The organism is Mesorhizobium carmichaelinearum (assembly GCF_900199455.1).
In the GTDB taxonomy this organism is placed as follows: domain Bacteria; phylum Pseudomonadota; class Alphaproteobacteria; order Rhizobiales; family Rhizobiaceae; genus Mesorhizobium; species Mesorhizobium carmichaelinearum.
This window is the reverse complement of the sequence record NZ_FZQR01000001.1, coordinates 17,709-41,971: the sequence shown is the minus strand read 5'-3', so window position 1 is coordinate 41,971 and position 24,263 is coordinate 17,709. Positions and strand designations below refer to the sequence as shown.

Sequence of the window (24,263 nt, the reverse complement as noted above, 5' to 3'; positions counted from 1 at the left end):
CTCAGGTCTCTCCAAGCCAGAATGTATCCGGCATATAGACACCGAGATAGGCAGTCGGGTCGTAGCCGTAGAGCGCCTTGTCAGGCAGGTTGCGCAGCCGCGAGGACGCCAGAACCGGCTGATACGTTGCGTTCACCGTGCCGATCGAAAACACCTGATCGGTGTAGATCGACAGCATTGAATTCCAGATTTCGGCGCGCTCCGCGGCTTCGGTTGATGCGTTCCAGCGCTTGAGCAAAGCCATCAGCTCGACCACAGGCGGAAGATCGGGCGCCTCACCGAGCGTGCCATGAGACAAATAGTGAGCACCCCAGAGCGGCCATTGCAACTGATCGTCGACGGTGGGGGCCAACTGGTACGGGTTCATGTCGGCGGTCGGCACGCCATTGTCGATGCCCGACCACATCGACATCATGATCTCGCCGCCAAGCGCGCGGCTGCGGAAGATATCGCGCTGCGAAGTCCGGATGAACAGGGCAATGCCGATCTTGCGCCAGTGATCGGTGATGAGTTCGAGCGCGTCGGTTTCCAGGGTGCTTTCGCCGGCCGTTTCCACGATGACCTGCGCCGGGCGTCCGTCGGGAAGTATCCGCAGGCCGTCATCGTCACGCGTCTGAAGCCCGACCTCGTCGAGCAGCGCATTGGCCTGGTCGGGATCATGGGCGACCCAGGCTTTCGCGAATTCCGGCCGGTAGAGCGGGCTCTCCGGCAGGACCGTATCGGCACTTTCCTGCGCCAATCCGTAGAACACGGCCAGATTGATCTCGCGCCTGTCCACAGCGAGCGAAAGTGCGCGGCGCACGCGCACGTCGCGGAAGAGGCCACGCCACACCTGGTCGGCACAATTCAGATTGGGCAGCAGCGCCAGCCGCGAGCCCTGTGTGCGTTTCCAGAGATGCATCTTCACCGGGTAGCGCTTCTCCGCGTCCTTCAGGAAGGAGTAATCGGCGAAGTCAATTCCCATGCATTGCAGGTCGCTCTCGCCCGCACCGGTCTTGGCGGAAATGATCGCCGACGAGCTGACATTCATGACAATCCGGTCAACATAGGGCAGTTGCCGGCCATTCTCGTCTGTTCGATGAAAGAACGGGTTGCGCTCGAAGATAAACTGCTCAGCCGGCGGCTTGGTCCGGTTCTGCCAGGGATCGAGCGTCGGCAACTCCGGGTTCTCCGGGCGATACTGCCGCGACATGCGGATATGCAGGAGCGTCCATTTCTTGGCCCGGTACTCCTTCATCAGGCCGGCGAGCCGGAATGGATCCTGGTACTTCTTGTGGAACTGCTTGAGATAGGCGGCCGGCAGAACAAGCGGTAGCGGCGAAGCAGCGGCGAGCTTTGGCAGGAAGTCGGGATTGGGCGCATCCCAACTATAGCGGACCGTCAACGGATCGACGATCTCGAAGCGAGGCGGCTTGCCGTCCGCCAGCAGGGAAGGGGCGACCCCGCCTTCCGAAAGCTCATCGTTCAGCCAGACATCTTCCCAGCAATAGCGAAAATCCTCCGGCGTCAGCAGGCTGCCGTCGGACCACTTATGTCCTTCCCGTATCTTGAAGGTGAAGACGCGATTATCCGCTACGTGGAAACTTTCGAGAATGTCGGGTTGCAAGTTGAGCTTTTCGTCATAGCCGACCAGGCGAGCATACCCGTAGATCGTCATCATCCGGATATCTTTCTGGCTGCCGATGATCGTGCGCAGCGTGCCGCCATACTGACCGGGCTGCCGGCCCATCGCAGCGAGATTCAAAGCACGCGGGCTCTTGGGCAGGCGTTCGGCAAGTGCCGGCAGGGCCCTGGCCTTCAACTGCGGCTGAAGAAATTCAGGCTCCAGATCGGCGGCGCGCAACGTGCCCGGCAGAAATGCCGAAGCCATGAGACCAAGGACGGTGCGGCGGCTGATCAATGGCGTAGGTCTCTGACATCGGCCGAACGTCGGGCCAGCACGAGGTGGCCGCCGCCAAGATCGAGCGGCGACAGCATATCCTCGTCGCCCTCGTCGCGGAATTGCGGTCCCCATGCGCTGGTATCGGAAGCGCCCCCGAGCTTCAGCGTCTTGAAATCCATCGGCCTGTCGAGATCCGGGAAAGGTACCGCGGCGACAAGTGAGCGCGTGTAGGGGTGGACCGGTTTCCTAAGCAGAATTTCGCGCGGCGCAAGCTCGACGATACGCCCGCCGCACATCACCGCGATGCGGTCTGCCATGTAGTCCACCACAGCCAGATTGTGGGATATGAACAGGTAGGTCAGGCCCAGTTCCTTCTGCAGGTCCTTCAGAAGGTTCAGGATCTGCGCCTGGACAGAGACATCGAGCGCCGAAACCGGCTCGTCGCAGATCAGAAGTTCAGGCCCCAGCGCCAACGCGCGCGCGATGCCGATACGCTGACGCTGCCCGCCGGAGAAACTGTGCGGATAACGCTTGATGAAGCGCGGATCGAGCCCGATTGCCTGCATCAGGCTCTTGATGGTGGCCAGTCGGGACGCGGCATTGCCGCGTTGATGAATTTCCAGCGGCTCGCTCAAGATGTTCTCCACCGTCATGCGCGGTGAAAGCGACGAAACCGGATCCTGGAAGACCATCTGGATTTTCGCGCGCAGCAAGCGCAGGGCGTCTCCCTCGGCCCCCAAGACGTCGATTGATCTGTCGCGGCCGTTGAAGACCACGGAGCCGCCGCTAGGGGTGACTGCCCGCATCAGCATCTTGCTGACGGTGGTTTTGCCGGAGCCGCTTTCGCCGACCAGACCCAGGCACTCGCCCCGCCTGATATCGAAGCTCACGCCGTCCACGGCGCGAACAGTGGTTTGATGACCCCCGCCGAACCATCCGGACTTGCGGGTGGTGAAGACCTTTTTCAGATCCCTGACCGACAGCAGGATGTCGTCCGGCCCCGTCGATGCCGGCGCCGTCTGCTTGCCGAGCAGGTTCCCGACATTCACCGGCACCTCGCGGAGCGCTTTCAGCCTTTCGCCAGGCTTCAGGTCGAAATGCGGTACGGCTGCCATCAGGCCCTTCAGGTAAGGGTGGCCCGGCCGGCGGAATATCGCCTCCACAGGTCCCGCTTCCATGATCTCGCCATGGTACATGACCACCACCTCGTCGGCGACATTGGCGACAACGCCGAGGTCGTGCGTGATCAGCAGCATCGCCATGTTCAGCTTGGTCTGAAGCTCGCGCAGCAACTGCAGGATTTGCGCCTGGATAGTGACGTCCAACGCCGTCGTCGGCTCATCGGCGATCAGCAAAGCGGGCCGGCAGATAAGAGCCATGGCGATCATGGCGCGTTGACGCAATCCTCCCGAAAGTTCAAACGGATACATGTCATAGGCGCGCTTGGGATTGGGAAAGCCGACAAGGCTGAGCATTTCCTCGGTCCGCGCCTTGCGCTCCACCCGAGCCATGGGCGTATGAATCTGCAGCGATTCGCTGACCTGGTTGCCGATCGTGTGCAGCGGCGACAGTGATGTCATCGGCTCCTGAAAGATCTTGCCGATGCGGCTGCCTCTCAACGCCCGGATTTCGGGTCCATCGCGCGGCATCTGCAGGATATCCTGCGTCGTGCCGGGCTTTTCAGGATCGGAAAACAGGATACGGCCGCGAACATGGGCTGTGTTCGGCAAAATGCCCATCACGGCCTGGCTGAGAACCGATTTTCCGGAACCTGACTCGCCCACAAGCGCGGTAACCTTGCCGGGCAGGACGCGAAGACTTGCGCGCCTGACGGCATGCAACGGTCCCCCGATAATGGCAAAAGAGATGCCAACATCTTCGATCCGCAGCAGATCAAAACCCGAATTCATTCTCGCACCAGCCCCACTCTGGCAGTCCAGAAAGCGAGACTAGCGCATTGCCAGCTTAGAGCAACTTGGATTCGAAACGGTCGCCCTTGGCGGGACCGACGACCGGACTGCCCGCCACGGCGTTCGGACCGGATTGGTGCGGTTACTGGAGCTTGCTCGGGTCGCCCGCCGATATCCGCGCGGTATCGCGATGAAGCAGCATGACCTGCTCGGCGTCCGATCTTCGGTCGTGAATCGGCTCCAGCGCAGCGTCTTCATCGAGTGCGAGAGCGCCCGACAGATCGGGTGCAAGCACTGTCAGCTTCTGCTTGATTCCCCGCAGTTCCTCCTTGCCGAGCGTCAACCAGCTGTTAGTCCCGCAGTAGCTGGCGAAGTCTTCGCTTGCGAGAACGCTGTGCGGATATTTCTTGGTCAGGGTCTGGAGGCGCTGGACCTCGTTTACAGCCGAGCCGAAGGCAGAGAATGTGAGCCGGTCGGTAAGCCCGACATTGCCGAACATCACATTGCCGACATGCAGGCCGATACCAAATTGTATGTCGCCCAACCCCTGCTCCTTCCTGCGCAGATTGAGATCCATCATGCGCGCGGTGGCCTTGTGCGCGGCCGCAAGGGCAGCCTGGCAGGCGATTTCGGACTGCGAGCGGTGTCTTTCGCAAGGGTAGACGGCAATGAAGCCATCCCCGATGAAACTCATGATCTGTCCGCCTTTGCGATTGAAAGGTGCGGCAACGGCGTCGAAAAACTGGTTCAGCGTATCGATATAGATTTCGCGGCCGGAGGTTTCGGCAAGCCTCGACGATCCGCGCATATCGCCCATGACCAGCGCGGCCCGGATCGTATCGCCTTCGCCGCGTTTGATCTGGCCGTCCAGCACGCGCCTGCCGGCGTCGCCGCCGAGATAAGTGGTCATCATGTTGTCGGCGAGCTTGGTGAGTACCGCCATCTTGGTTGCGATAGCGAGATGGCTCTGGATGCGCAGCAGCGCCGAAATCATGCTGTCGCTGAAGCCTGTAGCACTGTCGGTGGACCAGGACCCGATCATGCCCTGACTGGTGTTGCCGCTGAAGGGATGGACGAAAGCCATGTAATCGGTGACGCCGATAAGCCTGAGTTCCTCGAAAATAGGAAATTCCGGCGGCAATGACGGGTCGATCCGGCGTCGCAGATGGTCGAGCTTGTTGCTGAGCAGATGGTAGTATGGGCTGGTCAGAAATCTGTCGGACGGCCCGCCGGGCTCGGCGCGGAAGCCTTCCACTTCTATGCCCTGGCCGCGAAACCAGGTGAAGCCAAGCGCGTCGTAAAGCGGATGCAGCATCGAAAAGCTCAAATGCACCCGCTTCAGCGGCAGGCCGGCAGCAGCCAGCCGTTCGCAAAAGCCCTTTACCAATGTTTCCAGGTCGCTGCCCGCCAGCGCCGATTGGTTCAGCCAATCGGCAACCTTATCCATGAGAATGGTGGAAATTTCTGCTCGCGCTGTGCTCATGCTATCTCGAAACCCGTCCTTTGATCCGCCATAACACAGTCCGCCAACGACCCAAAGATAAAGCCCCCGAAGTCAACGAGGCCGGCCTCGGCTGCATGCGGCAAGAAATTTCCCGGATGACTGTCCTTGCAACGAAAGGAGCTGGCGTAACTGCATCTATGTCCTGCGTCGCCTTATGTGGCGAGGCTGCCGGCGGAGTGCAATCACGATCCTGACATCGGGCAAAAAATTCGCCGGCTCAGACGCCGTCAGGCCTTCACCACCGTGTCTCGGGCCAGCCCGAGGCGGCCGAAAACATTGCGTGTGTCGAGGATCAGAACGGCGTGATCAGCGATGATCTTATAGTCGATCGCGTCGTGGTCGGTTGCAACGACCACAGCATCGAAACCCTTCAAGGCCGCCTCGGTCAATGCGACCGAGCGGCGCCCCTTGATCGCCATATGCTCCCGTGTGGTCGGGATCTCGGTAACATGCGGGTCGTGGAATTCCGCCTTGCCGCCCCATTCCTCGATGAGCTCAATGAGCCGCAATGAGGGGCTTTCGCGGATGTCGGGCACATTCTTCTTATAGGCCAGCCCGATGATGAGAATGCGCGAGCGGCTGAGCGCCTTGCCGCAGCGCCGGTCCAGCGCCTTCGCCAGTTCATCGACCACATGACGCGGCATGGCCGTGTTGATCTCTGCCGCCAGCTCGATGAAGCGGGTCGGCAGTTCGTATTCGCGCGCCTTCCACGTCAGGTAGAAGGGATCGATCGGAACGCAGTGCCCGCCAAGTCCCGGGCCAGGATAGAAAGGCATGTAGCCGAAGGGCTTGCTCTTTGCCGCCTCGATCACCTCCCAGATGTCGATGCCCATCGCCCCGAGCACAACCTTCAATTCGTTGACGAGGGCTATGTTGACCGAACGGAAGATGTTTTCCGTCAGCTTGACCGCCTCGGCGGTCGCGGTGGTGGAAACCGGAACGACGGTCTTGACCACGCTTTGGTAGAAAGCTTGCACGAGCGCCGCCGCTTCAATGCCGTCGCCCGCCACGACCTTTGGGATCGTCGCGACTTCAAAGCTACGGTTGCCGGGATCCTCGCGTTCGGGCGAGAAGCCGAGGAAGAAGTCTGTCTTCGACTGCAAGCCGGTTGCTTCCAGTATGGGCTTGATCACGTCGTCGGTGGTGCCGGGATAGGTGGTCGATTCCAGCACGACGAGCTGGCCGAGACGCAGATGCTTCGCGATGGTGCCTGCCGTGTTGGTGACAAAGGAGAGGTCCGGCTCGCGGTGTTTCGTCAGCGGTGTCGGAACGCAGATGATGATGACATCGCAGACGGCCAGTTCGGCAAAATCCGCGGTGGCGCGGAACCGTCCGCTCGCCACCTGGCCGGCAAGGGCTGTCGACGTCACTGCCTCGATGTAGGATTGGCCGTTGTTCAGGCTCTCGACCTTCCGGGCTTCGATGTCGAAGCCGGAAACCGGGAAGCCGGCGCGTGCGACCGCAACCGCCAGCGGCAACCCGACATAGCCCAGTCCGATCACGCCGACCTGCGCGGCGCGCGTCGAAATCCGGTTCAGAAGACTGTCATATATCGATTGTGAGGCGTCCAAAAATCTGCTTTCCAGTCAATTCGGACAGGCTGTCCGTTGTCATGGCGAGGCTCACCTTGTCCCCGGAACCATGGCCGAGGCATATTGCGGAAGATCAATTTCCGCAAGCCGTGCTCAAACCGGCGCCTTCGCCTTCAGGCTTGCGGCAGCCATCGCATAGCCGCCCGCGGCGCCATCGATGAAATGAACGTGATCGCGTTGCAGCGGCGAGGCGACGAGGCATGTCATCAAGGCCGATTTCTGGCGGTGCAGGCCGTAGCTGCAGATGCCCGCCTCTTCCGCCTGTTTCAGCCGGCTCTCGATCCGTTGCAACACATCAGCGTCAACGTCGATGGTCATCTTCAAGCCGTCGTCGAACTTCCGGAAATCCGAATTGCTGGCCACCTCGCGTTTGTAGACCTTCGGATCGAAACGACCGATGGTCCAGCCAAATCTGTCGGTGACCGCCGTAAGCGTCATCAGGAATATCACCCACAGCTTCGCCAGCCACCGCCGCCCTGGCCGCGCCGTGGCTCGCGCCTCGACATCGAGGCCGGCGGGCAAGAGACTGTAGCCCGGCCCGTCCACCGGCACCGGGTGGCCATCGCGCTCCTGCCGGCCGGCAAGGGCGATGATGTCGGAAGCCAGAAACTGAAAACCGCGCAAATCGCGCGACACTCCCGGTATGGCTATGATCGAGACGATTTCGCCATGCCGGGCTTCTATCGGGTTCCAGCGGCAGGAGAGGCCGGTCAGATCCGGCCGCGCGCCGGCCGGCGCGGGATCGATGCGGTAGCGCCCGGCTTTCATCTCGGCTTCCGCCCAACTGCCGCCACCGCCGGCGAACATGGCATAGAAGACCGCTTCGGAGGCCTGGAACCTCGCCACGCGAACGTCGAGGCCTTGCGCTCTTATATCCGTTATCGGCACGATTGCGGCACGCAAGGTCAGGTCCAGTTCGTCCGCCACCCATCTCTGGACAGCCGCCAGCGCGTTGCGGGTGACCTCCAGCGCCGAGCCGGGAAACGCCACGAGCGCGCCGTCGCCGCCGAAGACAAAGGGGAGATCTTGCCGACCCAGCGCATTGAGCAGCGCCGAAATGACGCTGGCGCCGGCCATGTTGACGGTTTTGTAGCGCCCGGCCTCGATCGCCTTGGTCGAGCCGACGATGTCGGCGGTGGCCAGCGCCCAGCCATCAGGGAGAGGCCGATAGTTGTCGATATCGGCAACGCTTTCGAACTTTGCGAAGACCGGCAGAGAAGCGACAAACGGGTCGGACACGGCAGCTGTTTCCATGAGCATCAGATAGCACATTCCACGGCTTGAAGGCGAAGGCGATCATGCTTTGAAATTGACTTGCGCAGGCTTTCTGGGGATAGGTCCGGCGATGCGAATTGCCTTCTACGCGGCGCTGAAGTCGCCCAACCATCCCGTTGCCTCCGGCGACCGCCAGATGGCACGGATGCTCATCAAGGCGCTGGAGCACGCAGGGCACAGCGTCGAACTGGCATCCGAATTACGCTTCTATCTACGCGATCCGGAATTGAAAAGTTTCGAAGCGCTCAAGATCGAGGCCCGAGAAGAAGCCGCGCGGCTGACCAAGCTTTGGGATCGTGACGGCAAGCCCGATCTTTGGTTTACCTACCATCCCTATTACAAGGCGCCCGACCTGATCGGGCCCGAGTTGGCGTCGGCCTTTGCTGTCCCCTATGTGACAGCGGAAGCCTCCTATTCGAGGCGGCGCAACGCCGGCTTGTGGGCCGATGCGCAAGCGTTGGTGGCGCGAGCCGTCGCACAGGCGGCGCTGAACATTTGCTTCACGCAAAGGGATCGTCAGGGACTGGTGGATGCGATCCCCGACGCCGCTTTCGGCATGCTTTCGCCCTTCATCGACACATCGGTGTTCCGGGAAACGCCGGCACGGGGTTGTCCGACGCGCCTCGTTACCGTCGCCATGATGCGCCCGGGCGACAAAGTCGAAAGCTATCGCATGCTGGCGCAGGCGCTCGCTTCGATCGGCCACTTGTCCTGGACCATGTCGGTCGTCGGGGACGGGCCGGCCCGTGACGAGGTCAAAGCCCAATTCGCCGGCTTGCCTGCCGACCGTATCGAATGGTTTGGCGCGATTGAGCCAGCCGCCGTGCCGGATATCCTGTGCAGTGGGGGAATTTACGTCTGGCCGGGTTACGGCGAGGCCTATGGCGTTGCCTATCTTGAAGCACAGGCCGCCGGCCTACCGGTCGTGGCCCAGGACATCGCCGGCGTGCCGGAGGTCGTGCGGCATGGCCAGACCGGGTTTCTCACCCCGCCGGGCGATGTTGCGGCGTTCGCTTCCGCCATTGAAAGGCTGCTGGCCCGTAACGACGAAAGAACCATCATGGCCGCAGAAGCCAGACGGTTCGTCCTCGAAGAACGTTCCCTCGGTGATGCAGCGGCGCGTCTGGCCGAACTTCTCGCGAGGATCCCGGTTTCATGACATCCGATCAGATCTGGCAGCCATTGGTGGAAGAACTGGCGCGCCTGCAACGGGCGGGCCGTAAGGCAGAGTTCTGGCTGCGCGACGATGACGCCGTGGATCCGACGCCTGCACTTGATCGGCTGCTCGACCTCACGGGTGAATTCGCGGTTCCGGTCACCCTGGCCGTCATTCCGGCCGTGACAGATGAGAAGCTTGTCGCCCGACTTGACCAGGCGCCGCATGCCTCGGTCGCCATCCATGGCTGGGCGCACCGGAATCATGCGCCCGAGGACCAGAAAAAGCAGGAGCTCGGCCCGCATCGGCCACGCGAGATGGTGCTCGATGATCTGGCGCGCGGGCTGTCGCACGTAACCGGCCTGCACGGCGCACGTGCCGTTCCGATGCTGGTGCCACCCTGGAACAGGATCGACGCCGGCTTGGTATCCGGCCTTGGATCGATAGGATTTGCAGCATTGTCGGTCTATGGGCCGCCGAAGTCGGCTTCGCTGGCGGTCATCAACAGCAATGTCGACATCATGGATTGGCATGGCACGCGCGGTTGCCGCGATCATGGCCTGTTGGTTCAGGCTATCACCGCGCAATTGCAGCATGCATTCGACGGCGGCGAACCGGTCGGCCTGCTCACCCACCATCTCGTGCATGATGAATCGGCCTGGCTTTTCCTCGAACGGCTGTTCACAGTCACCGCACAAACCGAGGCCTGCGCATGGCTTCCGATCAGGGCATTGATCGAGCGCGGCGCCAGCTCAGGAAAATAGCTCAGCGCTTTTTGTCTAATGAGATCGGAAATTTGAGCGTTTGGCCATCCCGCGCGGCAAAAGCGCCGGCAAACCTGTCTTTGGCCAGTTTCTCCATCTCGTCCAATTCCCCGTCGGTGCGCGACGGTTCGTGGTGAAACAGCGCAAGCCCGCGCGCACCGGCGGCCTCACAGAGCTTGACGCCCTGTTGCCATGTCGAGTGCCCGTTGCCGCGGTAGCGCTCCATTTCCTCCTCGGTGTAGGTGCAATCGTAAATGACGAGGTCGGCATCTTCGATCAGCCGGAGCACCGCCTGATCGAGTTTGCCCGGTTCGTGCTCGGTGTCGGTGATCACCGCCACGACGCGGCCGCCCCATTCGACCCGGTAGCCTATGCAGCCGCCCGGATGGGTAAGACTGCCGGTTCGCACCACCACCCCTTCGCGCGGCCGAAGCACGTCTCCGGATACGAAATCGCGGTAGTCGAGATTTGCCTTGCAGATGTCCAGTTTCACCGGAAACCACGGCGGCCGAATGAACTCATCGACCATCTCGCGGGTCGTCATGCGTCCAGCGAGATGCCCGGACCAAAGTGTAACCTTGAAGCCCCTTTCATAGATAGGCTTGAAGGCCGGCAGCCCGATGATGTGATCGTAGTGGCAATGGGTGAAAAACAGGTCGAAATCGGTCACGCCCGACGCCCGAAGCGCCCTGCCGGCAGGCCGCAGGCCAGAGCCCGCATCGAACAGAAGCGTATCCTTGCCGCACCGCATCTCGATGCAGCTTGTGTTGCCGCCATAGCGAGCGAATTCTGGCCCAGATACCGAAATGCTGCCGCGCACGCCCCAAAACCTGACCAGGAAAACGTCGTCGTCCATGCTACCCCTTCGCAGTCAAGTCGCCCAGGTCGCCAGTGCCATCACGGCGGCGAGGACTAAGCTCACGTCACGCGTCACTTGGCGCTTCGTGCGTCGATCAGATCCGCGGTCGTATGGCTTAGGCGATCGGCAAGAACCCGCACCATCTCGATGGTCATTTCCGGGAACTCCTTCATAAGCCTCAGGAAATGATCCTTGCGGATTCTCAAGGCTTCCAGCTGGCTTGCGGCTCTGACGGTGGCGGTGCGGGAGCTGTTGCACAATATGGCGATCTCGCCAACAATCGAATTTGGCACCAGTTCGGCGACTTTTATCGGTCCGCTGTCGGAATCGACCAGAATATCCGCCCTGCCTGAAAGGATGACATAGGCGGCGTCTCCCTCGTCGCCCTGCCGGAAAAGGATCTCGCCGGCGCTGTAGCTCACGCGATCGGATGTGAACGCAAGCAGCTTGAGCTTTGCCGGCTCTATGCCGGAGAACAAGGGAACGCGTTGCAGCATTCCAACCTCATCCTTGAGCAGCATTGTCGCAAACCTTCCCAAAAATTCGCGTTTGCCAGACTAGAGCAACGGCCGCCCGGATGGAATCAATTCTGTTTCCCGGGATGGCGAGACGAACCACGCGAAAGGTGGCGAGCCCGATGTTGTGCGATCGGGCGATGCCGCCTGACAAAATGGGCATCCGCCAGCCGGATCCGAAGAACCGGGTGAAGTTTAGGCAAATCCTTCGGGCTTTCGGCGCGGATGTATTCTCGCCACGCCCTTCGCCGAATCCCTTGACCTTGCAGCAAATTTTCACCGGCGCAATGATCCCATCTGAACGTCCGTTGCTCTATGACAGCAGGTCCTTAAAGATACCGCTCCCTGCCAGAAGTGTCTCGTGTGTTCCGTCTTCCACCAATTGACCCGAGTCGAAGACGACAACGCGATCGAACATCATCGCCATTGCCGGGTTCGTCACGGCCCACACAATTGCCGGTGAATGGCCGTCGCGTCTGGCTTCCTCGAGCACGTTTCGCAGCACCCTATCCTGCATGCGCTGATCGAGTGCCGACAGCGGCCGGTTGAGAATGAGAAAATCAGGACGCTTGAGCAGGGCCCGGGCAACATCGAGCTTCTGTCGCTGTGCGCCGGTCAGCCGCCTGCCGCCGGCGCCGACGTTGAAGTCCAGCCCGACATCCAGAAGCTCGGCATAAAGCCCCAGCTCGTCGAGAATGTCATACACGATGGAGCGTATGCGGTCCGGCGCGTCGGGATGGTTGTTGCCCACACGCCCGAACAGGACATTGTCCATCACGGTAGCCGCGGCAATGTATTTGGCAGGATCATACCGTTCCACCGCATTTTGCAGCTCGGGCGGCAGGTTTTCATAGAACCGGTTGCGTGCAGCGACGATCTGGCTCATCAGCTCGTCGCTCAGCAGGCCGAAGCGGTGCCGGGGCTCGATATAGGCAAAGCTCAAGGTGACGATCATGGCTCGGTCGTTTTCCGAAACCGCCTCGTAGGGACGGTTTTTGAGCCGTTGCAGTAAGGTTTCGTAGGCGGGTATCTCCTCGGCGCTCATGAAGGCGAGCTGCTGGAAGAATTGGTGATCTGGCGGCAGGTCGGCAAACAGCTCGATCGCCTGTTCGGCGATTTCCATGCCCATTTCGTAGAGCGTGCGGTCGAGGCCGGCTTGCTTCAGCACAGAAGCGAAATAGGGATTGGCCGCCAGAGCCCTGTCGGCCAGTTCGGGGCCGGCGGCAGCGCCGAAGAGCAGGTTTTGGCCGATCGTCGCTTCTTTGTTGTAGGCGCCCGGTTCGAAAGGAGCCACCAGTCCGCTCAGCCCTTCCTGTTCCAGCCGGGTTCGCAGCGCCGCCCTCAGTTCGACGATCCGTCTGGGAAGCTCCGTGTGGCGGGCGAGGTTGGCCGAAGAGCGCAAGCCAAGATCCAGAATGTCGCGCGACAGAACAACCGCGTCGAGCACCCGGCGCACGGCTTCGAAGAGGTCGTGCGGGCCGGTGGCGCCGGCGGAAGCATAGTCGATCCAGTCGCTGTGGATATCGAGATCCGTATTGCCGGACCGGCGCGCCTCGTTGATGTTCCAGCGGCGCTGATCAGCCGCGGCCCCGTCATAAGTCACCGACGTCAGCGGTGCATGCTTCAACCCGTAGAGCAGGTTATCGCGGAGGCTTGCCTGGAACAGGAAAACGTCCGACGACGCATAGGACATGCGCCGGCCGGTGACGGCTTCAGGGAGTTCAAGCAGGTCGTCGGCGCCCGAAGCGACCTTTCCGCTGTCCGGCCAGTTCAGGCGGGCGAAGGCTTCCGCAAGCGCCTCCGCTCCACCTGTTGCGGTGCTGACCAGCGCCACCGTCTCCCCCGGCTTGATCTGGAGGGAGATACGGTCGAGGAGCATTGCACCGCCATCGTCTGCTATGGACAGACTGATCGCCGACAGGGGATTGGTCATCGGATCGGGATCGTCCATCGTCAATGCCCCGATTCTCGGCGCAATGAGCTCCTCAACGGTAAACTGTTCAACGACCTGCTGATATTTGACCTGGACATCTTGCCGTGCCTGATCCCAATCGATCAGTTCCTTCATCGGTCCGGGCAGGTCCTTGTAGGCGCTGATCACGGCCACGAGCTGGCCGACGTCCAGCCGCCCCTGGATGACCAGATACCCGCCGATCATGTAGAACAGAAAGGGCGTGATCTGCGCGAGAAAATTGTTGAGGAACTTTACCATGAATTTCCACTGGTAAAGATCGAAGCGGATCTTGAAGATGAGCCCGAGCCGGGCAGCTATGTCGGCGCGCTCGTAGTTTGATGTATCGTGGACGTGAACCGTGCCGATGCCGTCGACGATTTCGCCGACCCGGCCCGAAAGCGCGCGCGCCGTCAGCTGCCGTTCGCGCCCGAGCACGATCAACCGGCGCCGCATTCGCGGGATGAGCACGATCTGGATCGCCACGATGACGAGCGCTATCATCCCGAGCCAGACATTCTGAACCATGATGAACAGCATGGCGGTCAGCGCCTGGCCGCCGAGCAGCACCGGCTGAAGGAAGGCATCGCCGATGAAGCCGCCCAACGGCTCGACCTCGTCCTTCACCATGGTCGCCACTTCGGCGGATTTCACTCGCGTGAAGTAACTCGGCGGGAAGCGCAGCACACGATCGACCAGATCGAAGCGGATACGCCGCAGCATGCGCTCGCCGAGGCGGCCCTTGTAGGTGTTGATGTAGAGTTTGAACAGGCCGTTGATAACGACCAGCAACAGGAACACAAAGCTGAGGGCAAACAGCGTCTCCTTGCGGTCGAGCTGAAAACCGGAAAAGAACTGGACCTCTCCAAAGAACGGCAGATCATAGTGCAGCTTCAGGAATGGCCGGGTCGCGTCCGCTTGCTCGAAGCCGCGACCTTGGATCGGGCCATTGACGATCAGCTTCGGCAGGTCGAAGGACATGAAATACGGGATCATCGAAAGCAAGACGATCAACACTATCCCGACCTGCTGCCTCTTGGTGTGTGTCCAGATATAGCGGGCTAGGCTGGGTTCCATATGCGACTGTGGGCCTTCAGTTTAAAGAACAAAAGTAAAAGCGCCGGCTGGTGAACGGCGCATCGGCAATCATCGCCGGCGACACGTTCGAAGCCTGCAAGGCGGCTTTGCGGGCAAGATTGCGTTGTGTCGCCCGAAATCCCAACATACAAGGCGAATATGATGGATGTCACGCAACCACGCAATGTCCGCACGGACGGGCACGAGCAGGCCCTGGACCTCACGCGAGGAATTGCCGCCTATGTCAACCATCCGCTCGTGGCAGGGCTGGCGCGCGTCATCGCCAAGCATCCAGAGGCCGATATCGCCAACGCCTTCAACCACAAGCAGGTCGCCTGCAAGATGTGGGCGCTCGACAGGCTGTTCGAAAGCAGCGGCGGCCGGTTCGCGCGCATATGGGTCCTGGGTGGATGGTACGGCGTCTTGCCGGCAATGCTTTTCAACGACGCCCGCTTCGACATCGCGGCGGTCGACAGCATCGACATCGATCCCGAAGTCGCGGCGGTCGCCCGGACCCTCAACCGGCAAGCCGGAGATCGGTTCCAGGCGCTGACGGCAGATATGCACGCGCTCGACTATGCGGCCGGGGGGGCCGACCTGATCGTCAATACGAGCTGCGAACATATAGCCGATCTCCCCGCCTGGCTTGCCCTGCTTCCGCGGGGCACGAATGTGCTGCTGCAATCGAACGATTATTTCAGCGAGCCGACGCACATCAACTGCGTGGCTTCACTTGCAGCCTTCGAAGCGATGGCGGCGCTCCGCGAGGTGCGGTTCTCCGGCGAACTGCCGACAAAAAAATATACGCGCTTCATGCTGATCGGGACTGTTTGATGCATTTCGCTCAAAAGTGCGAAGCGGTTTTGGGACAGCGCCATAAACCAAGGATTTGAAGCGTGTCGCACCTGCTGGACACGATGTGCGTGAAAGCCGATGAACCGTTAGGATTCGTCTGTTTGATCCTGCGCCTTTCCGAAACCGGCCCCCATTTCCAGGGACCATGTTCGATACCGCTCGCGCAGGATTTGCGCCGAGTGATGCGCGCCTTCCAGGTCGAGACGATGCGCGGATGGCGTCGGTCCCACAAGCGCCTGTTCGATCGCTCGCGCCAAGCCCTCAGGCGTCAGGTCGTTTTCCGTCAGCACCGTTGCAAGACCGAGTTCTTCGAGCATCAGGGCGCGAACCGTCTGTTCGGTTTCGCCGCCGGCTGCAAATGGAACGAGCAGCGAGCGACAACCCGCGCGCAGGACATCGCAGACCGTGTTGTAACCTGCCTGCGAGACCGACAGGCGGGCGCCGGTCAGCAGGCTGGCGAAATCCTCGCGGAACCGGAAGATGGACAGGCCCGGCGTGGCATCGCGTGTGATCGCGTCAAACTCGTCTTTCGGCAGGTTTGGGCCGGTGATCAGACACCATTTCCAGCTGTTGTCGGCCTTCCGCGCCGCAGCGATGGTGGCGTTGACAAGGCTCTTTCCGGCAGCCCCGCCGCCAACCGACACCAGGACGTCGAAGCGCTCGGAGGCCGCGGGCGGTGGTGGTGCGGCAACGAGCCCTGTGTAAGTGACCTCGGAGCTGATCGCCCCAGCCAGTGGAAATGTCCTGTCGATGGTTGCGAAAGCCGGATCGCCGTGGACCATGACAAGATCGAAATGCCGGTTGATGAGATCGACCGTTTCCTCGTTTCGGCCCGGCTTGACGCGCTCCTGAAGAATATCACGGACCGACGTCGCCAGCAGCGGCCTGGGCGACGTCGCCTCGATGGCCTCGATCAGCGGCAAGAGTTCGAAACGCATCTGCCGGCGTCCAAATGGAAACGCCTCGATGATGACGATATCCGGCCTGCAATCGCGGAATGCCTGCAGCAGCATCTCTGAACGCAATGTCTTGAAATCATCGCCGATGGGTTTGCCCTGCAGGTCGACCAGTCCGGAAAATCCTTCATCGCCGGAGGTGACAGGCGGCAGGGCTACAGATTTTACCCCCGGTCCCGGAAACCCCGCGATCGGCGCTCCGCCAGTCACGACGGTGACGTCGAAACCGTCATCGACCAGGGCCGCCGCAATGCGGCTGGCGCGCGCGAGATGGCCGATGCCGAGCAGGTGCTGGACATAGAAGAAAGCGCGCAGCTGCTTCATTCGGCAGCCCGCCACTCCTGCTGGAACAGTTGCTTGAGCTGTCCAATGCTTGCCGTATGATCGAAATTGCTTCGCACGCGCCGCTCCGCGGCGTCGCCGAGGCGGGCGCGCAGCATGGGATCGCGGATCAAGCGCTTCAGCGCCTGTGCGAGCGCAATCGGGTTTTCCGTTGGAACCAGCAGCCCGGTTTCCTCCGGCGATAGAAGCTCCGGCACGCCGGAAATATCGGTCGACACGCAGGCAAGCCGCTGGCTGGCTGCCTCCACCAGAACATTCGGCAGGCCGTCCCGGTCGCCATTGGCGGTGATCCTGCAGGCCAGGGCGAAAATGTCGGCGCCTCGGTAGTGCTCAAGCACCTCTTTTTGCGCGAGCGCGCCTTTCCAGGAGACGCGGCCGTCCAGTCCGAGCTTTCGCGCCAGCGCCTTGAGCCGTTCCAGTTCCTCGCCGCCGCCGACATGCTCGAAACGCCACGCCAAATCACCGGGCAAGAGGGCAAGGGCCTCCAGCAAGGTATCGTAGCCTTTCTTTGCAACGGCGCGCCCGACACTCAAAACGACAACCGGTTCGCCGGGCGCCGAGCCGTCATGCTGTTTTCGCGCCTCGCTAAAACTGCCGAAGCGATCAAGGTCGAGTCCATGATAGCTCAGATGCACAGGCGAATTGCCGTTGGCGAGTACTTTCAGACGGTCGAACCCGGTTTTCGTACAAGTGACCGTCCAGCGCGCCGAGGAAAGCTTGCCGGCCAGATCCCAATCCGCCGAAGTCCAGATGTCCTTGGCGTGGGCCGAGCAGCTCCAGGGCAGGCCACGAAGCTGGCTGGCATAGCGCGTCACCGATGCCGGCGTGTGCGCGAAATGGGCATGCAACCATCCCGCGTCGTCAGGCCATTCGGCCGCCAGCACGAGCGCTTGCCCGAAGCGGCGCACGCGATTGCGCGTAAAGTCGCGGGGTAAATCGGCAGCCAGCGATCCGAGCGCGCGCCAGAAGCCCGGCCGCGGCAGACAAGCAAACAGCGAGCGAACCACGCGCAGCGGCTCTTGATGCAGATATTCCGGCAGATAATGGACGGGCGCTTTGATCTCGTCGTGCACGGGGTGGCGTTTTGCGTCGGTCGGCCGCCTCAGCGCGACGAGTATCAGGTCGAACCCCGCACGCTCCAGACCGAGCAGTTCCTGCGCGATGAAGGTTTCCGACAGCCGCGGATAGCCCTTCAGAACCACGACGATCTTGCGATGTTGCAACTCAGTTCATGCCTTCAATGACCGACAGGTGATGGCCGGCCCGCCGGTCGAGCAGTTCCGCGACGATTTCGGAAATATGAGGCAGCCCTTCCAGCGTCAGATGCGGATTGCTCTGCGATGGACGGGGCCGGTCCGACAACACCTTCAGGGCATCGGCAAACCGTTGGGAATCCTTGGCTTCTTCCGGCAAAAGCATCTCGACGAGGCCGAGTTCGGCCGCGCGCCGAGCGCGGATCAGTTGTTCCTCGCGGGGCGTGACGCGCGGCACGATCAGCGCCGGCTTGTCGAAAGACAGTATCTCGCAATAGGTGTTGTAGCCGCCCATTGCCACCACCGCCTTGGCACCGGCGATCAGGTCTTCCATGCGGTTGTCGAACTCGATGATCTTGACGTAGGGGATCTTGGCCCCCTTCTTGAGCAGCTTGTTGCGCTTGCGCGCCGGCATGTAAGGCCCAAGCACGATCAGCGCTCTGTGCTGCAATTGCGGATCCTGCTGATAGGCGTCGATGACGTCGTGGATCAGTTCGGCGCCGTCACCGCCGCCACCGGTGGTAACGAGGATATAGTCGCCCTCGGGCCGGTGGCCGGGCAACTCGTTCCGCTGCAGGCTCCGTTGCAGGAAACCGAGGAACCGCATCTTTGCCCTGACAGCCGGCGGCACATCCAGGCCGGTCAGCGGATCGTAGAAATCCGGCGGGCCATAGACCCAGACCTTGTCGAAGAACAGGCCTATCTTGCGCATCACATCCCTGCGTGCCCACTCTGCTTCGAGCAGATGCGGCGCGTCCATAACCTCGCGCAGGCCAAGCACGAGCGTGGTGCCCCGCGTCTTGAGGTAGGACAGCGTGTCCTCAATCTCACCGCGCAGGCCGAGCGGCTCCTTGTCGACGATGAAGATATCCGGGCGGAAGGTCTCGGCCGTGTGGCGGATGATCGACTGGCGCATCCTTAGCGTCTCATGCAGATCGATATCCTTTTCCAGCGAGGTGTATTCGCCGTTGCGCAACTTGATGACGCTGGGAATTTTCACGAAGTCGACACGGGCGCGGTAATCGAAGGCGCCGGCGATGGTCGCACCTGAAATGATAAGCACCTGAAGTCCGCGGAAATCCTCGACCAGCGAATGCGCGATCGTCCGGCAGCGCTGCAAGTGGCCGAGCCCGAACGTGTCGTGGCTGTACATCAGAATTCGAGCGTCTTGTGCGTGCTGGGTCATTAGTGAACGTCTTTTAGAACTCTCGCTTTGAGGACCGCGGGCGACCCCGCAGGCTCCGAAACCACCCTCGCGGGCCTACCGACCTGTTTTGAAACATCAGGCCGCAATTTCAAGTTGTACAACCAAACAGTCCAAGGATGACGCTCTTCCTGATAGTGCGTTCAAGCTGATCGTCGACCGCTATACGACGTTCGACAATGTCGTCCAAGCTTATTAATCACTTCAAAGGTCAGGCTATTCGAGCCGCCGCGACAAAGCGCCTCGTTACTGAAAGTGGCGCCGGGCGTCGCACGGCGCATATTGCTGTAGACCTCACTTCGCGCGCGATTGCTCTCGGTCCTGGGAGACCAAAGGGGCTGCCCGTCAATCTCTTGACGGTCGGTCTGACTATGATTCACCCACCGGAACTGAGCCATCTAGCGCCCAAGCTAGCCGGAAACTCGGCAGGAATCGAGTGGATGCCAGCGCTCACGACACATCGCCTGCGGCAGGAGTGTATGCAACACCCGCTGCCTGTCGATCTCTATGGCCTCTGACTGGCGCCTTGGCCGGGGCGTTGACGGTACTTTTCGAGACGGCCTGAGCGCGTCATCACAATGTCGCGAGCCGAAAAAAATCGCTCGATTGGTCCCGATAGTTGGTGAAACCTCAAATATCTCCTGCGGCGGTCTAAGGTGTGTTGAGATTCAGGTGATGCCGGCCTGCAAATGGCGGGTTTCTGCGCTTCCGGTGCTCACGGACCCGAATATCAGCTCCGCTCCGGCTCTCGAAAGCCACCATTTTCGGCTCGGCCTGACCTGAACCAACAAGCCTTAGTTGGTCTTCAGCCTGCCGACGCGGTTTTCGGCGATCCAGCGGGCGGCGAGCACCAGCGCGCCCATGCTGAAATCCTTGCCATGCTTGGCCACCATTTCTTCCGACAATTCGGCCAACCGCTCGAAAAATTCGTCCTTGCTCTTGTCCTCGGGGGTGAGTTCGGTCTGCATTTTATCCTCCTGTATCAGCGGACAGCGTCCGCTATTTGAACATTTGCGCGGGAAAAGTGACGATTGCGGCGGTGCCATCGACAGACCCCATCGCCAGGTGCCGTCCGTCGCCGGACCAGGCGAGAGCTGTGACCGCGCTGCCCAGCGGCCTGACGAGGAGTTCGTCCCGCGCGCCGATCTGGGCGATGGTGATCCGGCCGTTGGCGTAACCCGCGGCAATCAGCTTCTTCTCCGGGTGCGCCGCCACCGCCTCGACCAGAACCAGCCTGGCGCGGCCCGTCTCCAAGGCGCCCGAAGTTTGGCCGTCAACAGGCGGGGCGGTCATCGACCAGCCGGCGATCCGAAAAGCGCCCGAGGCAAACAGCGCATGCGCCGGCTGGCTCCAGCACACGGTGCGGACCGGCGATGGAAACCCCGCGACGATGTCAGCGCGGCCATCGGCGAGGCTGACCAGGGCAAAGCCGCCGGCTTCGAGCCCGCAAGCCAGCCAGCTGCCGTCTCTGCTCCAGCGGACCGACACCGGGCGCGCGGAAAGAGGGATGTCACGTATCAAGGCAGCGTCGCCTTCGACCGCCCAGACCGACAGCCCTTCATCAAGGCCGCAGGCAAGTCGCCGCCCGTCTGGCGAGAAGGCGAGGGCATCCGTCGACGATGTCACATCGCGTTCCAGTTGCACGGCATCGCCTTGGCCGTGCGACAGGATGACATCGCGCCCGTTGCTGACGGCTGTCCTGCCGGCCCTCGCGCTGTGGTCGATGGCGACGATCGGCCCGTCGATCCTGACCAGGGGGGCCGCGACGTCACCGCCGGCTGTCAGATGCAGCACCTCGCCGCTGGCCGCACCCACCAGAAAGCCGGAATCGCCATGGACGGCGAGCGGGACATCGCCGTCAGCGAATGCCGCCGTGGCGATCAAGGGCACTGGCGGCTTTTCTCTCGGGCGGATCGTCGTCTGGCCGAGATCGTTGCTCACCCTGATCCGCGCTTCCGGCGGCTCCTGATCCGCGACTGCGGCAATGGCGACGGTCCCGTCAACGCAAGTGAAAGCGACAGCCGAACCGTCGGCGCTGAAGCGCAGATCGGCGATTGCCGCCGGCCGTTGCCAGCTGCGGGCCAGAAGGTCGAACAAGGTCAGGTTCTGCATCGTCTGCTGGTTCATGCTGTCTCTCCCATCAGTCCTCGTTCGCCGTCGCGGCCAGCCGGCGATCGACGTCCTCGACATCGCCTTCCGCCGTGACGATGCGATTCTCGCAAGCCGTGCATGCCCGCATGGTCGCCGCCGCGCTCTCTTCTGCCTCATGCAAGTCCCGCACCAGTTGCGCGCTGGCGCCGCTTCTGCCGATTTCGAGCTCCAGGCGCAGCACCTCCATCTCGATACCGGCGCGTTTCTGATTGAGGCGCAGTGCCTCCGCGGTGAGGGCGGAAACGGTTGCGACAAGTTCGAGCCGGCGAGCGAGCAGCGCGTCACGCCGGGTCGTTTTGTATCCTTTGGTCATTTTTCGCTCCCCGAAGAACCCTGCGGTTTTTCGAAAGCGGACAGCAATTTGGGCAACGTGCCGGCCTGCGACTGGAACTGTTTTTCGGCCGTCTCGATGTGGCTCTTCAGCTGGTCCCAGATGTCGACGCGGATCATCGATGTCGTGTCTCCGGTCAGCCGCTCGATCTCCTCGACGCGGAACTGCCGCGTCAGCGAAACGCCGGAGAATACGAAGTCGCGCAGCAGGATCGCATGGCTTTCGATGAACAGATGGATCATCGGATGCGTCTCCGTGGTGACGCCGCCGGCGGCAAGCTCGGCCCGGATGAAGTCCTGGAAATGGCTCTGCAGGCGGTGCTGGCTCTCGCCCATGAAGCGCATGACGAAAACCAGATCGCGCGGCATCAGCTTGACCAGATCGCCGGTGACGCCGTCGGCATGGCTGGACATTGGCTCGGGTGATCCTCGGCTGTCCTTGTCGTTCGGCATGGTCTTTCTCCAGCGCGAAGCCCGTCGATGGGTCGTCGCCTTCAAATAGTCCGGAAAGACCAAGAGTTAAATAGATAATATGAGTTTTGATATTTGCTGCAAATGCTAACTAAATATATTGCAAGTGCGAATACACGTTAAATATTACAGCCGTAAGTTACATCTGTAAAAGAACGTTACAGTTGGATGTCGGGTCGCGCGCCGAAAGAGCTACGATCTTGTTTTCAGAACCGGCCACGGGCGCCATTTCAAAACTGGCACGGCGCTTGCTTTGTTCATTTTCACAAGAAGCCCATCGCGCTTGACGCGGTGCCAAAAGAACGAAGGAACGGAGGAAGCAGGACCGCTTCGACACGCCCATCGCAATGCGGTTGGCGCCGCGGCTCCCTGCCAGACGCCTCGAAACCTTTGCCCCGATCCACTTGAACGGCCGGACCTTGGGTCGCGCCTCGACGCGCAACGCTTTGTCATGCCGCTCGCACTCTCACTGGCGGTGCTTTGCCGCTTCATGCCGGGGTCAAGGGACCTGCGGCTCAAACCTGGTGGAGGCTTATGACCATGACGTCTCTGACGCTCAACAAGATTACCTCGCAGCGCGGAATTTCCGTCGGCGAGGCGACCAAGAAGATTGCCGATCTCGGCTGGAATCCTTCCTACGTCCAGGAAGCGATGACGTTTCCGACCGACTACAAGATCAACAAGACGCCGCGCGACCCGATGAAGCAGGTCCTGCGGTCCTACTTCCCCATGCAGGAAGAGAAGGACAACCGCGTCTATGGCGCGCTCGATGCGGCCTTGCGTGGCGACATGTTCCGCAATGTCGAACCGCGCTGGGTCGAGTGGATGAAACTCTTCCTGGCCATCATTCCGTTCCCGGAAATCTCGGCCGCCCGCTCGATGGCGATGGTCGCCCGCATCGCGCCCGGCGAGGAACTCAGAACCGGCTTCACCATGCAGATGATCGACGAGTTCCGTCACTCGACGATCCAGATGAATCTGAAGAAATGGTACATGGAGAACTACATCGATCCGGCCGGCTTCGACATCACCGAGGAAGCCTTCGGAAAATGCTACGCCACCACCATCGGCCGCCAGTTCGCCGAAGGCTTCATCACCGGCGACACGATGACCGCCGCCTGCATGTACCTGACCGTGGTCGCCGAGACCGCCTTTACCAACACGCTGTTCGTTGCCATGCCTTCGGAAGCCGCCCGCAACGGTGACTATGCGCTGCCGACCGTCTTCCTGTCGGTGCAGTCGGATGAGAGCCGGCATATCGGCAACGGCCACTCGCTGCTGATGGCGGCGCTCAAGGAGCCGGAGAACCATCTCCTGCTCGAGCGCGACCTGCGTTACGCCTTCTGGCAAAACCACGCCATCGTCGATGCGGCCATCGGCACCTTCATCGAATACGGCACCACCAACCGCGACAAGAACAAGGAGTCCTACGCGGAAATGTGGCACCGCTGGATCTATGAGGACTACTACCGCACCTACATGCTGCCGCTCGAGAAATACGGCATCAAGGTCCATCATGACGACGTCCAGGCAGCCTGGGAACGCATCACCAAGAAGAACTATGTCCACAAGGTCGGCCAGTTCTTCGCGGTCGGCTGGCCGGTCAATTTCTGGCGCATCGAAGCCCAGACCGACAAGGACTTCGAATGGTTCGAACACAAGTATCCGGGCTGGTACGCCGAGTTCGGCGAGTTCTGGAAATGGTACGCCAAGCTCAGCCATAAGGGCGAGAAGGTGCTGCTGTTCAACAGCGACGTCGGCTACGTCTATCCGCACCGCTGCTGGTCGTGCCTGGTTCCCTGCCTGATCCGCGAGGACATGGTGGTCGGCGAGATCAACGGCGAACTCTACACCTTCGCCCACGAGCTCGACCGCTGGACCGCAACGGTCGCCTTCGCCGACGAGTATCAGGGCCGTCCGACGCCCGCCATGGGCCGCTTCAGCGGCAAACGCGAATGGGAGACGCTCTATGACGGCTGGGATCTGGCCGATGCCATCAAGGACCTGAACTTCGTCCGCTCCGACGGCAAGACGCTGGTTCCGCAGCCGCATCTGCGCTTCGACGACAAGGAGATGTGGACGCTCGACGATGTGCGCGGCAACACGCTCGGATCACCGCTCAACGCGCTGCGCGCCATGTCGCCCGCCGATCGTGAGAAGCACCTGGCGGAATACCGGGCCGGCTTCACCATCAATCCCTGCAACTGATCAGGCCA

General features: G+C 61.4%; 19 protein-coding genes. 4 read left to right on the top strand and 15 right to left on the bottom strand.

Going from position 1 to position 24,263, the window contains the following annotated elements; genetic code table 11:
• Position 1: 1 nt before the first annotated feature.
• The 5 genes from CKW40_RS00170 to CKW40_RS00150 all read right to left on the bottom strand — a co-directional run bounded on the left by CKW40_RS00170 (position 2) and on the right by CKW40_RS00150 (position 8,160).
• Entirely contained in the window at positions 2–1,900 is a 1,899-nt protein-coding gene (locus CKW40_RS00170) for an ABC transporter substrate-binding protein (protein ID WP_095197953.1), read from the bottom strand.
• A complete protein-coding gene (locus tag CKW40_RS00165) occupies positions 1,897–3,792 on the bottom strand; it encodes an ABC transporter ATP-binding protein (protein WP_095197952.1) in 1,896 nt (631 codons plus the stop codon). The genes CKW40_RS00170 and CKW40_RS00165 overlap by 4 nt, the downstream gene beginning before the upstream one ends.
• A 142-nt stretch (positions 3,793–3,934) precedes the next feature.
• A complete protein-coding gene (locus CKW40_RS00160) occupies positions 3,935–5,275 on the bottom strand; it encodes an adenylate/guanylate cyclase domain-containing protein (protein ID WP_095197951.1) in 1,341 nt (446 codons plus the stop codon).
• 248 nt (positions 5,276–5,523) lie between these two features.
• On the bottom strand, positions 5,524–6,867 hold the full coding sequence (locus CKW40_RS00155) for a nucleotide sugar dehydrogenase (RefSeq protein ID WP_095197950.1): 1,344 nt from the start codon (positions 6,865–6,867) through the stop codon (positions 5,524–5,526).
• A gap of 114 nt (positions 6,868–6,981) precedes the next feature.
• Entirely contained in the window at positions 6,982–8,160 is a 1,179-nt protein-coding gene (locus tag CKW40_RS00150; protein WP_095197949.1) for a DUF3095 domain-containing protein, read from the bottom strand.
• 73 nt (positions 8,161–8,233) lie between these two features.
• Here CKW40_RS00150 and CKW40_RS00145 point away from each other — a divergent pair, with 73 nt between their 5' ends.
• Both CKW40_RS00145 and CKW40_RS00140 read left to right on the top strand, forming a co-directional pair.
• Positions 8,234–9,322, top strand: a complete 1,089-nt coding sequence (locus tag CKW40_RS00145; RefSeq protein ID WP_095197948.1) for a glycosyltransferase family 4 protein — start codon at positions 8,234–8,236, stop codon at positions 9,320–9,322.
• Positions 9,319–10,083 carry a polysaccharide deacetylase family protein gene (locus tag CKW40_RS00140; RefSeq protein ID WP_095197947.1) on the top strand — a complete coding sequence of 255 codons (765 nt, stop codon included), beginning with the start codon at positions 9,319–9,321 and terminating at the stop codon, positions 10,081–10,083. The genes CKW40_RS00145 and CKW40_RS00140 overlap by 4 nt, the downstream gene beginning before the upstream one ends.
• 1 nt (position 10,084) lies before the next feature.
• Here the strand turns inward: CKW40_RS00140 and CKW40_RS00135 are convergent, their stop codons facing one another.
• From CKW40_RS00135 to CKW40_RS00125, 3 genes are all read right to left on the bottom strand, one after another.
• Positions 10,085–10,939, bottom strand: a complete 855-nt coding sequence (locus CKW40_RS00135; RefSeq protein ID WP_095197946.1) for an MBL fold metallo-hydrolase — start codon at positions 10,937–10,939, stop codon at positions 10,085–10,087.
• Between the two features lie 74 nt (positions 10,940–11,013).
• Positions 11,014–11,463 (bottom strand): cyclic nucleotide-binding domain-containing protein, encoded by a 450-nt coding sequence (locus CKW40_RS00130; RefSeq protein WP_095197945.1) that lies wholly within the window; start codon positions 11,461–11,463, stop codon positions 11,014–11,016.
• Between the two features lie 307 nt (positions 11,464–11,770).
• Positions 11,771–14,485 (bottom strand): ABC transporter transmembrane domain-containing protein, encoded by a 2,715-nt coding sequence (locus CKW40_RS00125; RefSeq protein ID WP_095197944.1) that lies wholly within the window; start codon positions 14,483–14,485, stop codon positions 11,771–11,773.
• A gap of 162 nt (positions 14,486–14,647) precedes the next feature.
• On the opposite strand from CKW40_RS00125, the gene CKW40_RS00120 reads away from it, so the two are divergent.
• On the top strand, positions 14,648–15,319 hold the full coding sequence (locus tag CKW40_RS00120) for a class I SAM-dependent methyltransferase (protein WP_095198455.1): 672 nt from the start codon (positions 14,648–14,650) through the stop codon (positions 15,317–15,319).
• A 107-nt stretch (positions 15,320–15,426) separates the two neighbouring features.
• On the opposite strand, the gene CKW40_RS00115 is transcribed toward CKW40_RS00120, so the two are convergent.
• The 7 genes from CKW40_RS00115 to CKW40_RS00090 form a co-directional block, all read right to left on the bottom strand.
• Positions 15,427–16,620, bottom strand: a complete 1,194-nt coding sequence (locus CKW40_RS00115; RefSeq protein ID WP_095197943.1) for a glycosyltransferase family protein — start codon at positions 16,618–16,620, stop codon at positions 15,427–15,429.
• Positions 16,617–17,861: a glycosyltransferase gene (locus CKW40_RS00110; RefSeq protein ID WP_095197942.1), complete on the bottom strand. Its 1,245-nt coding sequence runs from the start codon at positions 17,859–17,861 to the stop codon at positions 16,617–16,619. Before CKW40_RS00110 ends, CKW40_RS00115 begins: the two co-directional genes overlap by 4 nt.
• A 1-nt stretch (position 17,862) precedes the next feature.
• Positions 17,863–19,077, bottom strand: coding sequence for a glycosyltransferase family protein (locus CKW40_RS00105; RefSeq protein WP_095197941.1), 1,215 nt, complete (start codon positions 19,075–19,077; stop codon positions 17,863–17,865).
• A gap of 812 nt (positions 19,078–19,889) precedes the next feature.
• Complete coding sequence (locus CKW40_RS43600) at positions 19,890–20,063, bottom strand: hypothetical protein (protein ID WP_179297775.1); 174 nt, start codon at positions 20,061–20,063, stop codon at positions 19,890–19,892.
• A 31-nt stretch (positions 20,064–20,094) separates the two neighbouring features.
• On the bottom strand, positions 20,095–21,222 hold the full coding sequence (locus CKW40_RS00100; protein ID WP_095197940.1) for a WD40 repeat domain-containing protein: 1,128 nt from the start codon (positions 21,220–21,222) through the stop codon (positions 20,095–20,097).
• A 13-nt stretch (positions 21,223–21,235) separates the two neighbouring features.
• Positions 21,236–21,559 (bottom strand): hypothetical protein, encoded by a 324-nt coding sequence (locus CKW40_RS00095; RefSeq protein WP_095197939.1) that lies wholly within the window; start codon positions 21,557–21,559, stop codon positions 21,236–21,238.
• Positions 21,556–22,029 (bottom strand): hypothetical protein, encoded by a 474-nt coding sequence (locus CKW40_RS00090; RefSeq protein ID WP_095198454.1) that lies wholly within the window; start codon positions 22,027–22,029, stop codon positions 21,556–21,558. Before CKW40_RS00090 ends, CKW40_RS00095 begins: the two co-directional genes overlap by 4 nt.
• 552 nt (positions 22,030–22,581) lie before the next feature.
• Here CKW40_RS00090 and CKW40_RS00085 point away from each other — a divergent pair.
• On the top strand, positions 22,582–24,255 hold the full coding sequence (locus CKW40_RS00085) for an aromatic/alkene/methane monooxygenase hydroxylase/oxygenase subunit alpha (protein WP_198421130.1): 1,674 nt from the start codon (positions 22,582–22,584) through the stop codon (positions 24,253–24,255).
• Positions 24,256–24,263: the final 8 nt, after the last annotated feature.

Bases quoted from the DNA above. Each gene is read 5' to 3' on its own strand.
- CKW40_RS00145 (WP_095197948.1), top strand. From the start codon at position 8,234: ATGCGAATTGCCTTCTACGCGGCGCTGAAGTCGCCCAACCATCCCGTT.
- CKW40_RS43600 (WP_179297775.1), bottom strand. From the start codon at position 20,063: ATGCAGACCGAACTCACCCCCGAGGACAAGAGCAAGGACGAATTTTTC.
- CKW40_RS00140 (WP_095197947.1), top strand. From the start codon at position 9,319: ATGACATCCGATCAGATCTGGCAGCCATTGGTGGAAGAACTGGCGCGC.
- CKW40_RS00160 (WP_095197951.1), bottom strand. From the start codon at position 5,275: ATGAGCACAGCGCGAGCAGAAATTTCCACCATTCTCATGGATAAGGTT.
- CKW40_RS00095 (WP_095197939.1), bottom strand. From the start codon at position 21,559: ATGACCAAAGGATACAAAACGACCCGGCGTGACGCGCTGCTCGCTCGC.
- CKW40_RS00150 (WP_095197949.1), bottom strand. From the start codon at position 8,160: ATGTGCTATCTGATGCTCATGGAAACAGCTGCCGTGTCCGACCCGTTT.
- CKW40_RS00115 (WP_095197943.1), bottom strand. From the start codon at position 16,620: ATGAAGCAGCTGCGCGCTTTCTTCTATGTCCAGCACCTGCTCGGCATC.
- CKW40_RS00085 (WP_198421130.1), top strand. From the start codon at position 22,582: ATGACCATGACGTCTCTGACGCTCAACAAGATTACCTCGCAGCGCGGA.
- CKW40_RS00100 (WP_095197940.1), bottom strand. From the start codon at position 21,222: ATGAACCAGCAGACGATGCAGAACCTGACCTTGTTCGACCTTCTGGCC.
- CKW40_RS00120 (WP_095198455.1), top strand. From the start codon at position 14,648: ATGGATGTCACGCAACCACGCAATGTCCGCACGGACGGGCACGAGCAG.
- CKW40_RS00105 (WP_095197941.1), bottom strand. From the start codon at position 19,077: ATGACCCAGCACGCACAAGACGCTCGAATTCTGATGTACAGCCACGAC.
- CKW40_RS00130 (WP_095197945.1), bottom strand. From the start codon at position 11,463: ATGCTGCTCAAGGATGAGGTTGGAATGCTGCAACGCGTTCCCTTGTTC.
- CKW40_RS00125 (WP_095197944.1), bottom strand. From the start codon at position 14,485: ATGGAACCCAGCCTAGCCCGCTATATCTGGACACACACCAAGAGGCAG.
- CKW40_RS00135 (WP_095197946.1), bottom strand. From the start codon at position 10,939: ATGGACGACGACGTTTTCCTGGTCAGGTTTTGGGGCGTGCGCGGCAGC.
- CKW40_RS00090 (WP_095198454.1), bottom strand. From the start codon at position 22,029: ATGCCGAACGACAAGGACAGCCGAGGATCACCCGAGCCAATGTCCAGC.
- CKW40_RS00165 (WP_095197952.1), bottom strand. From the start codon at position 3,792: ATGAATTCGGGTTTTGATCTGCTGCGGATCGAAGATGTTGGCATCTCT.